The 9,735-nt window shown below is 60.8% G+C and carries 9 protein-coding genes; 2 read left to right on the top strand and 7 right to left on the bottom strand.

All coding sequences use genetic code 11. From position 1 onward, the window contains the following. From HQL56_15290 to HQL56_15265, 6 genes are all read right to left on the bottom strand, one after another. A partial coding sequence (locus HQL56_15290; protein ID MBF0310883.1) for an AAA family ATPase occupies nt 1–166 on the bottom strand: 166 nt, incomplete at its 3' end. A gap of 301 nt (nt 167–467) precedes the next feature. Beyond that, entirely contained in the window at nt 468–1,877 is a 1,410-nt protein-coding gene (gene pntB / locus HQL56_15285) for a Re/Si-specific NAD(P)(+) transhydrogenase subunit beta (protein ID MBF0310882.1), read from the bottom strand. 11 nt (nt 1,878–1,888) lie between these two features. Then, nucleotides 1,889–3,460: a Re/Si-specific NAD(P)(+) transhydrogenase subunit alpha gene (locus tag HQL56_15280; protein MBF0310881.1), complete on the bottom strand. Its 1,572-nt coding sequence runs from the start codon at nt 3,458–3,460 to the stop codon at nt 1,889–1,891. Nucleotides 3,461–3,509: 49 nt separating this feature from the next. After that, entirely contained in the window at nt 3,510–3,647 is a 138-nt protein-coding gene (locus tag HQL56_15275) for a hypothetical protein (GenBank protein MBF0310880.1), read from the bottom strand. A 65-nt stretch (nt 3,648–3,712) separates the two neighbouring features. After that, entirely contained in the window at nt 3,713–5,731 is a 2,019-nt protein-coding gene (locus HQL56_15270) for a thioredoxin domain-containing protein (protein ID MBF0310879.1), read from the bottom strand. Nucleotides 5,732–6,023: 292 nt separating this feature from the next. Further along, complete coding sequence (locus tag HQL56_15265) at nt 6,024–6,392, bottom strand: argininosuccinate lyase (GenBank protein ID MBF0310878.1); 369 nt, start codon at nt 6,390–6,392, stop codon at nt 6,024–6,026. A 201-nt stretch (nt 6,393–6,593) separates the two neighbouring features. On the opposite strand from HQL56_15265, the gene HQL56_15260 reads away from it, so the two are divergent. Continuing rightward, the gene (locus HQL56_15260) at nt 6,594–7,103 is read left to right on the top strand and encodes a hypothetical protein (protein ID MBF0310877.1); all 510 of its coding nucleotides are present in this window, start codon (nt 6,594–6,596) and stop codon (nt 7,101–7,103) included. 146 nt (nt 7,104–7,249) lie between these two features. Here the strand turns inward: HQL56_15260 and hemH are convergent, their stop codons facing one another. After that, on the bottom strand, nt 7,250–8,221 hold the full coding sequence (gene hemH / locus HQL56_15255) for a ferrochelatase (protein MBF0310876.1): 972 nt from the start codon (nt 8,219–8,221) through the stop codon (nt 7,250–7,252). A 26-nt stretch (nt 8,222–8,247) separates the two neighbouring features. On the opposite strand from hemH, the gene HQL56_15250 reads away from it, so the two are divergent. Beyond that, the gene (locus tag HQL56_15250; GenBank protein MBF0310875.1) at nt 8,248–9,645 is read left to right on the top strand and encodes a cobyrinate a,c-diamide synthase; all 1,398 of its coding nucleotides are present in this window, start codon (nt 8,248–8,250) and stop codon (nt 9,643–9,645) included. The last annotated feature ends 90 nt before the right edge of the window (nt 9,646–9,735 follow it).

Raw genomic sequence — 9,735 nt, 5'->3', positions numbered from 1 at the left:
CCTTCCCAGGCCCAAACTCAAGACAGTCCCGAACAAACTGAATCGCATCCAGAAAAGTCGATTTGCCACTGCCATTCGGTCCCACAAGAATATGAAGATCTTCCGTTAAAGATATTGAACACTCCTTGATGGATCGGAAATTCTTTATCGTGACTCGGCGTAGCATCGGTATCCCAGTCCTGGCACTGCAACGTCAACGGAAGAACCCTGAGGGGGCAGCAGAGCTCCCCCTCAGACTCCCCCAACCCTTTTTTATAGTTAAAAGATATTTTTGGAAAGTCAAAGGATTGTTTTGTAAGTCAACGGAAGAACCCTGAGGGGGCAGCAGAGCTCCCCCTCAGACTCCCCCAACCCTTTTTATTAATTAAAAGAAATCTTTTGAAAGTCAGAGGCTTTATTGAAAGTCAAAGGATCGGTAAAAAAAAGGCCGGGCTTTCGCCCGGCCTGAACATCAACACAACACCTCGTCACGCACCCTTCATGGCCCGCAACGCATCCCTCACCGCCTCCATACTCTTCTTCGCATCCCCAAACAACATCCGCGTGTTCTCCTTGTAGAACAACGGATTGTCCACACCCGAATACCCCGTCGCCATGCTCCGCTTCAATACCACCGAGGTCCGAGCCTTCCAACACTCCAATACCGGCATGCCGTAAATCGGGCTCGACGTGTCATCCTGCGCTCCCGGATTGACAATGTCATTCGCCCCAATCACCATCGAAACATCCGTGTTGGGAAAGTCCTCGTTAATCTCATCCATCTCCAACACAATGTCATACGGAACATTGGCTTCCGCCAACAACACATTCATATGCCCCGGCAAACGACCCGCAACCGGATGAATGGCAAACCGTACCTCAATGTGCTGCTCCCGCAACATCTTGGTGATCTCATACACCGGATGCTGCGCTTGCGCTACCGCCATACCATACCCCGGAATGATCACCACAGACGACGCCCCCGCCAACAACTCGGCAACCTCCTCCGCTGAATTGGCAATCACCTCCTTGGGACCCGTGTCCGCCGCCGGACCCGAACCCGCTTCCACACCAAAACCACCCGCAATCACACTGACGAAACTGCGCGCCATGGCCTTGCACATGATGTAACTCAGAATCGCGCCGGAACTACCCACCAACGCACCCGTCACAATCAACAGATCATTGGACAACATGAAACCCGTCGCCGCCGCCGCCCAACCGGAATAGCTGTTGAGCATCGACACCACCACCGGCATGTCCGCCCCACCAATCGCCATGACCAGATGCGCCCCCAGAACAAAGGAGATCAACGTCATGATCATCAACGGAACCATGCCCGCCGCATGGCTGCCAGCATGCAAAAATTGCTGACCCAACCAGACGGAAATCAAAATCATCACCAGATTCAACCAATGCCGCGCCGGCAAGGTCAACGGCTTGGAAGTGATAATGCCCTTCAACTTGCCAAAGGCAATGATGGACCCGGTAAAAGTCACCCCACCAATGAAGACACCCACAAAGATCTCCACCTCGTGAATGGTCTTTTCAGCCCCAACCAGATGCGAGTTGGGATCCAGATAACTGGCCACACCCACCAAAACCGCCGCCATACCCACGAAACTGTGCAACATGGCCACCAGTTCCGGCATCTCGGTCATCTCGACCCGAGTGGCCAACGTGGCGCCAATCGCCGCAGCAATGGCCATACACACGATCAGAATGTCGTAACGCGAAACCTCAGGGGTCAGCGCCGTGGCCGTGATGGCAATGAGAATGCCAATGATGCCGAACAGATTACCGCGCCGGGAAGTCTCCTGATTGCTCAAACCACCCAGGCTGAGAATGAACAGCACCGCAGCACACAAATAGCTGGCTGTAAGAATACCTTGGGACATGGTGGCTCCTCTTAGCGGTGGAACATGCGCAGCATCCGCTGGGTGACCAGGAAGCCGCCGGCAACGTTGATGGTGGCGATCAGTACACCGATCGCAGACAAGACACTAACCACCGTCGAAGAAGAGGAAACCAGCAACATGGCTCCAATGACGATGATGCCGCTGATGGCGTTGGTCACGCTCATCAACGGGGTGTGCAAGGCCGGTGTGACGTTCCACACCACCATGTAACCCACAAAGATGGCCAATACGAAGACGATGAAATGCGACAGGAAAGCAACCGGAGCCGTGGCCCCCACGGCAAACAAAGCCACCGCACACAATCCCATGACCATGGCCGTGGAACGATTGGCCGCCGCCTTGGCCTCGGCAATCTCCTCGGGAGTCGGCCCGGCATGCGCCTTGGCCGCCGCCGGCTTGGCCGGAGCCTGAGCCGCCACCTTGGGTCGCGGCGCGGGCCAGATGATGTCCCCCTGATGAATCACCGTGGTGCCACGAACCACGTCGTCATTCAAATCCAACTCGATCTGCCCGTCCTTCTTCTTGCACAAATCCGTCAGCAAATGGCGCAGATTGGTGGCGTAAAGCTGACTGGCCTGAGTCGGCAGACGGCTCGGAAGATCCGTATAGCCGATCAGCGTCACCCCGTGCTTGCGCACTACCTGACCCGGCTCCACGATGGGACAGTTGCCCCCGTTCTCGGCGGCGAGATCCACGATCACGCTGCCTTCCCGCATGGTCTTGACCATCTCCTCGGTGATCAGAACCGGCGCCTTCTTGCCGGGAATCAACGCCGTGGTGATGATGATGTCCACCTCTTTGGCCTGGGCCGCGAACAGCGCCATCTCCGCCGCGATGAAGGCAGGACTCATCTCCTTGGCATAACCACCCTCGCCGGTGCCGTCTTCCTCGTAATCCAGTTCGAGGAACTCGGCCCCCATGCTCTTGACCTGATCCTTCACCTCGGGACGAGTGTCGAAAGCCCGCACGATGGCCCCCATGCTCCGGGCCGCACCAATCGCCGCCAAACCGGCCACACCCGCTCCGATCACCATCACCTTGGCCGGCGGAACCTTGCCCGCAGCAGTGATCTGACCGGTAAAGAAACGCCCGAACTGACCCGCCGCTTCCACCACCGCCCGATAGCCGGCGATGTTGGCCATGGAACTCAACGCATCCAGCTTCTGCGCCCGGGAAATGCGCGGCACCGAATCCATGGCCAGAACATTGCCCTTGCGCTCCGCCAACCGCTTCAGCAGATCCCCGTTCTGCGCCGGCCAAATGAAGGAGATCAGCGTCTGCCCCTCCCGCAACAGCTCGGCTTCGTGTTTGCCCAGAACCGGATGCTCCATGGGAGCCCGCACCTTCAGAATGATGTCGGCCTGCTGCCAAATGGCCGCAGCATCGCCCAGAACCTCGGCACCACTGCCCAGGTAGACATCATCCGAGAAACGCGCCTCGGCCCCCGCGCCACTTTCGACGATCACCGAAAAACCCAATTTCTTGAGCTGGGTGATCGATTCGGGCGTGGCGGCAACCCTCCGTTCTCCTGGATAGACCTCTTTCGGAATTCCAATGATCATGTTGTTGTGATCCTCCCCAAGGTGTTGCAAATGAAACAGCAATTTTCGCTCAAACGGCCTTGTTCTGTCCATGCACCAGCCACACCGCGAAGCTGTCGATCGCTTCCCGGAGTTTTCGTGTTTCAGGATGGCGTTGCAACGCTTCCTGATCGACATCGATATTGAAATCGGCGGAAATTTCCGCCACCAGATCCCGAAAGCACTGTTCGCGCGTTTTTTGGGTTTTATAAAGAATTTCGTCTATACCGCAAGTCATTGACTGAATCTCCCTGGCCAAGGCGAAGCATCTGTCAGTTGGGGACGGGTGGCGGCGAGCCGGTTTTGCCACTCTTCGGGAGTCGCGCACGGGGGCAGACAGGTGCTGCCCAGACAGAGGTTCGCTCCCGGCGGGGTGGAGGGCGACGGCGGACGCACCACAGCATCCGGCAGATAGCATCCCCCGAGAGGGGTCAAAAAGGCAAGGGCTTGGGAGGTGTTGAGCGTGACTTCGGCCACGCCGCGATTGGCGATGTCGTTGGCCAGCAGGAGTTGCCCGTGGCCGCCCTGGCTTTGGGCCAGGAAGGGGTGGAAGGTCTCCAGGGCGCGTTGCGCCGCCTGGCGGTAAAGCGGTTTGCCCGTGGCGGCGGTCAGACGCAGCAGAACCGTGGCCGCCAGACCGTTGCCCGAAGGGGTGGAGGCGTCGAAGTGGACCTTGGCGCGCAACGGGCTGTCGTGGGCGTTGCAGGAGAGGAAAAAGCCCCCGTTCTGCCGGTCTTCGAAACGCTCCAGCATCTCATGGGCCGCCTCTTCCGCAAAAGAGAGCCAGGAGGGGTCGGGAGCCCGCAGCGCCGCTTCGAGATACAGCTCGATCAGCGCGGCATAGTCGTCCAGAAAGGCGTGGGTGTGGGCCTGACCCCGCCCGGAAACCGCCAGCCACTGCTTATCCCGGCGCATCAGACGCCGCAACTGGTGAATCTGCTCCACCACCGTGGCCATCAGCTCCGCATCCCGCTCCAGGGCGGCATGGCCCAGCAGCGCCGTCAGCATCAGGGCGTTCCAGCCGGTGAGCAGCTTGTCGTCCCGCCCAGGGGGCTTGCGCCGTTGCCGCGCCTCCAGAAGTTTCAGGCGCAGCCTCTCCAGCGTCTCCACGGCCTGCGGACCGAATCGCTCCCTTACCTGATCCTCCTTCAGCTGAATCCGGGGCAGCGACTTGCCCTCCACCACGCCTTCCGCTTCGATGCCCCAGAAGGCGCAGGCCAGTTCACACTCGTCGGCGGTGAAAAGACCCCGCAACTCCTCCGGGTTCCACAGATAGTACCAGCCTTCGATCCCCTCCGAGTCGGCGTCCAGGGAACCGGCGAAACCGCCGTCTTCCAGGCGCATGGTCTCCAGGGTCCAGGCGACGATGCCGCGCCGGGCCCGGCTCCGCTGCGCGTCCCCCCCCAGCAGGGTGTCGGCTTCCACCAGAAGCCGCAGCATCAGCGCGTTGTCGTAGAGCATCTTCTCGAAGTGGGGCACATGCCAGAACTCGTCGGTGCTGTAACGCGCGAAACCACCGCCGATCTGGTCGTGAATGCCGCCGCGACACATGGCGTCCAGGGTCAGCGCCACCGCCTCGGCATATTCCGTCTCGCCGTCCCGGAACGCCAGACGCAGCAGCAGACGCTGATCGGTGGTGTGCGGAAACTTCGGCGCACCGCCGAAACCGCCGTGGGTCTCGTCGAAACTCTCCAGAAGGCGTTCCACGTAGACGCCCGGATCGGTGACGCCCCCTTTGACCCGGGTGGTCTTCTGGTGCTGGCGCAGGAAGGTCATCAGATCCTGCCCCTGGCTGGCCGCCTGCTGGGGCTGCTGCTGATAGAAGCGGCTCACCCCCACCAGCACCTGGGTGAAGGAGGGCAGGCCGTGTCGCGGCGTGGGCGGGAAATAGGTGCCCGAAAAGAAGGGCTCCAGGGTGGGGGTCAAAAACATCGATAGCGGCCACCCGCCCGGTTGCCGGGTGATCAGATAGTGGGCCTGCTGATAGATGGTGTCCAGATCGGGCCGCTCCTCCCGATCCACCTTGATGGCCACGAAATCCCGGTTGAGCAGGGCGGCGATCATGGGATCCTCGAAGGATTCGTGGGCCATGACATGGCACCAGTGGCAGGAGCTGTAGCCGATGGAGAGGAAAATGGGCCGGTTGCTGCTCCGGGCCAGTTGCAGCGAGGCATCGTTCCATGGCCGCCAATGCACCGGATGGTGGGCGTGCTGGCGAAGATAGGGACTGGTGGCGTCACCGAGCAGGTTCATAAAACGTATCCCGGACCGAGTCGAGATGGGAAATGGGACCATATTAACAGGGAATGACGGTAAATGCCCCGGAAAAAGCCGTGGCGCGATGCGGGGAACCGTAGCGATCCTGCGACGGGTCCGCCGGGGGGGAGAGGCTTTGGCGGGGGAAGGCCCATGGAATCGGGCTTGGCGGCAGCGGCAAGGAGAGGATCGTGACCAGCGTTGCGGGAATGCGGTCCAGGGGAAAGCGGCGTGGGCCCGGTGACGCAGGCGGCGGGGGAGAAGCCCCCCCGCCGCGCAGGATGCCGGTTTACTCGGTGACGGCCCGGGTCTTGTCGGTATTCTTGTCCCAATAGATGGTGATCTTGGAGACGGAACACAGATCGATTCCGCGCCAGTAGACCGATTCGTTGTAGTCCATGTAGCTGACCTTGAGATCCCACTTGCAGGGAGTGGCGTCGCGGTCGAAATGGATATCCACCGTGTCGCCGTCATCCAGGGTATCGCGCCCGAGGACATCGTCGCCCCAATCTTCCTCATTGGTGGGGGAGACGAAGACCTTGTCGAGAACGTATCCCGTCTTGTTGCTCAGGCTGAAATCCTGATGAGCCCCCGCCCAAGCGGAACCCGAGATGCCCAATGCCAACCCCGCAGCCAGGATGGAAAGTCGCAGTGACATGCTAAACTCCTGTTTCTATATATTGAAAGGAAAAAGCCAAAGCGCGATTTTCCTCTTTTTTTCGGTCTGGTGCAAGAAGATCGTATGGATTATATCGATACGGGCATCGCATGGCGAAATTGACTTTTTCCCGATGAGACGATATGCTCCGAATTGCGAATAATAATAACCTTGTCCTGGACCTAGTGGAGGTTTGTTGTCATGTCGAATCCTGGTATCTGTCGCTTGCTGGCTGCTGCATCGGTTTTGTCATTTTCCATGATGCTTTCCGCTCCGCTTCAGGCTTCGCCGGAAGCCGCCGCCCCGGCCGCCGCCCCGGCTGCTGCTCCTGCCGCTGCCCCCGCCGCCGCCCCCGCTGCTGCTCCTGCCGCTGCCCCCGCCGCCGCTCCTGCCGCTCCCGCCGCCGTGACGGCTCCGGTCGTGGTGGGCAGTTACGATGTGTCGGGTGTTAACGCCGTGGACAAGTCCGCCTTCCAGGGCGTGGCTATGGTCACCAAAAAAGGCGAGGCCTTCCAGGTCGTCTACCAGGACAGCGATGGCAAATACACCGGCGTGGCCATCTTGTCCGGCAACACGCTGGGTATCGCCTACTCCGTGGAAAACAAGGGCAGCCTCACCATGCTGGAGCCGGACGGCCCCAACGGGTGGAAAGGCAAAACCATCGAATCGGGCGACTCCTTCCTGAATAGCGAGGTCTGGAAGCGTCGCTGACGCCCGGACCATTGCCTGCAGGTGGAAAGGGGTTCGGGGGAATTATCCCCCCCGAACCCCTGAACGGATGCAAGAAAAGAGCAATAACAAAGTCAAAGGATAGAAGATTTTCTTTTTTTGATACTGAAAAGATTACATATTGAAAGTCAAAGGCGCTCTGTCCAGCCGCGCAGTTCCCGCCGCACCAGATCAACCAGCGCACTCAGCCACACCGGATCATCATTCGGGCAGGGCAGCAGGCGAAACGACTCGCCCCCGGCGTGCAGAAAGGTCTCCCGCCCCCGCTCCCCGATCTCCTCCAGCGTCTCCAGGCAGTCGCACACAAAACCCGGACAACTCAATACCACCCGTTTGATCCCCTGTGCGGGCAACATCTTCAGGGTTTCGTCCGTCGCCGGGGTCAACCAGGGTTCGCGACCGAATCGCGATTGAAAACAGAGCCGCCAGCGTTCCTCGGAGAGCTTCAGTCCCGCAGCCACCGCCCGCACCGTGGCGCGGCAATCCTCCTCATAAGGGTCTCCCTCCCGAATATGGCGCAGCGGCAGGCCATGGCAGGAAAAGATCAGATGCTCGTCCGGCTCCAGGGGGCGTTGTCGCAACGGGGCCTGCAACGCCTCGATGTAACCGGAATCGATGGCGAAGCCGTTGACCACCCGCAGGGAGGGGATGAGACGTTTGCCGGCATAGTAACGGCAAAGGGCATCGACGATGGAGGCGTTGGTGGCGGCGGCGTAGTGGGGGAAGAGGGGCAGCACCAGCAGACGGCGCAAGTCTCCCAGGGCGTCGAGGGTCTCGGGCAGGGAAGGATTGCCGTAGCGCATGGCCAATTCCACGCGGACCGTCTCCCCCAGGGCCTCTTGCAGGGCGGCCTGCTGCCGTTTGGCGTAAACCAGCAGCGGGGAACCCTCCCTCTGCCAGATTTTGGCGTAGAGGGGAGCCACCTTGGGTGGCCGGGTGCGCAGCACGATGGCCTGCAAAATGGGCAGCCATTGCCATCGCGGCAGGTCCACCACCCTGGGATCGGAGAGGAATTCCGCCAGATAGCGCCGCACCGCCGCCACGGTGGGTGCGTCGGGAGTGCCGAGATTCACCAGAAGAACGCCTGAAGAGGTGGTCAACGCCGCATCCTTTGGGTATAAGTGGGATGTGCAACCGCATCCTCTTTTTTACCTTACCCGGTTCCTGGAAAGCCATGCTCTGCACCACGCCCCGACTTTTTATCGCCGCGCCCCGCAAAAGTTCCGGCAAGACCCTGGTATCCGTGGGGCTTTCCGCCGCCTTCCGCCGCCGGGGTCTGGCGGTGCAGCCCTTCAAGAAGGGCCTCGACTTCATCGATCCCCAATGGCTGGGTCAGGCGGCGGGACGGGCCTGTCGCAACCTCGATCCCTTCGTCATGGGCCGGGAGGAGACGGTACGGCGTCTGGTGCGCTTCGGCGGGGATGCCGACCTTTGCCTGATGGAGGGCAACATGGGCTTTTTCGACGGGCCCACGGCGGACGGCAGCGATTGCGGCGCGGCCATGGCGGCCTGGTTGGGCTCGCCGACGCTGCTGGTGGTGGATTGTTCCGGCATGGCGCGCAGTCTGGCGGCGCTGGTCAAGGGGTTCATGGTCTTTCCGGGGGGGGAGTCGATTCAGGGGGTGATTCTCAACCGGATCACCTCGGCGCGACAGGAGGGCAAGATCCGCCAGGCCATCGACGACTACTGCGGCTTGCCGATTCTGGGTATTCTGCCCCGGGATGCAGCGGTCTCCATCGAGGAGCGTCATTTGGGGCTGGTGACGGCGCGGGAGGGGGATGCCGCCTCCCCGGTCGAGGCCATGGGCCGGTTGCTGGAGAACCATGCCGATCTGGACGGCATCCTCAATCTGGCCCGCAAGGCCACGCCGCTGCAGGCCGAATGGGTCGAGCCGGTGGCGGCGGCTCCGAAGGTGCGGGTGGCGCTGGGTCTGGACGAGGCCTTCCACTTCTATTATCCGGACAATCTGGAAGCGCTGCGGGCGGCGGGGGTGGAGTTGCTGCCTTTCCGCATGTTGGACGGGGTTTTGCCGGAGGCCGACGGACTGATGCTGGGCGGGGGTTTCCCCGAGGTTTTCATGGAGCAACTGTCCGGACAACGGGAGATGTTTGCCGAAATCCGTCGCCGGGTGGGGCAGGGCTGGCCGGTTTATGCCGAGTGCGGGGGGCTGATGGCCCTGGGGGAGCGTTTGCGCTGGGGCAAGCGGGAGGAGGCGATGGCGGGTGTTCTGCCCTTGTCGGTGGCCATGCATCCGCGACCGCAGGGGTACGGTTACATGATTCTGGAGTCCACGGGCCGCACCGGCTGGCCCGGAGCGCCGGTACGCTGTCACGAATTCCACCACTCCCAGGTGATCGAGCTGCGGGAGGAGGGGGTGGAATATGCCTACCGCCTGAAGAAGGGCACCGGTTTGGGGCAGGGGCGCGACGGATTGCTGTATCGCAAGGTGTTGGCCTCTTACGCCCATATTCACGCGGCGGGTGCGCCGGGTTGGGCGGAGTGGCTGGCGGGGTGGTTCGCGTGAAAGGGTTGTTCGCAGCCAAGCGGGGATCTGTTGTAAATCTTTTGACTTTCAATATGTTATCTTTTAAGTATCAAAAAAAGAAAATGTTCT

It is taken from the genome of Magnetococcales bacterium (genome assembly GCA_015231925.1).
Taxonomy (GTDB): Bacteria; Pseudomonadota; Magnetococcia; order Magnetococcales; family JADGAQ01; genus JADGAQ01.
Note: the sequence above shows the minus strand (reverse complement) of the source record. Positions and strands in the feature narration are given on the sequence as shown.

Coding starts and splice junctions, on each gene's coding strand:
- HQL56_15265 (MBF0310878.1), bottom strand. CDS start 6,392: ATGTCACTGCGACTTTCCATCCTGGCTGCGGGGTTGGCATTGGGCATC.
- HQL56_15280 (MBF0310881.1), bottom strand. CDS start 3,460: ATGATCATTGGAATTCCGAAAGAGGTCTATCCAGGAGAACGGAGGGTT.
- pntB (MBF0310882.1), bottom strand. CDS start 1,877: ATGTCCCAAGGTATTCTTACAGCCAGCTATTTGTGTGCTGCGGTGCTG.
- HQL56_15260 (MBF0310877.1), top strand. CDS start 6,594: ATGTCGAATCCTGGTATCTGTCGCTTGCTGGCTGCTGCATCGGTTTTG.
- HQL56_15250 (MBF0310875.1), top strand. CDS start 8,248: ATGTGCAACCGCATCCTCTTTTTTACCTTACCCGGTTCCTGGAAAGCC.
- HQL56_15270 (MBF0310879.1), bottom strand. CDS start 5,731: ATGAACCTGCTCGGTGACGCCACCAGTCCCTATCTTCGCCAGCACGCC.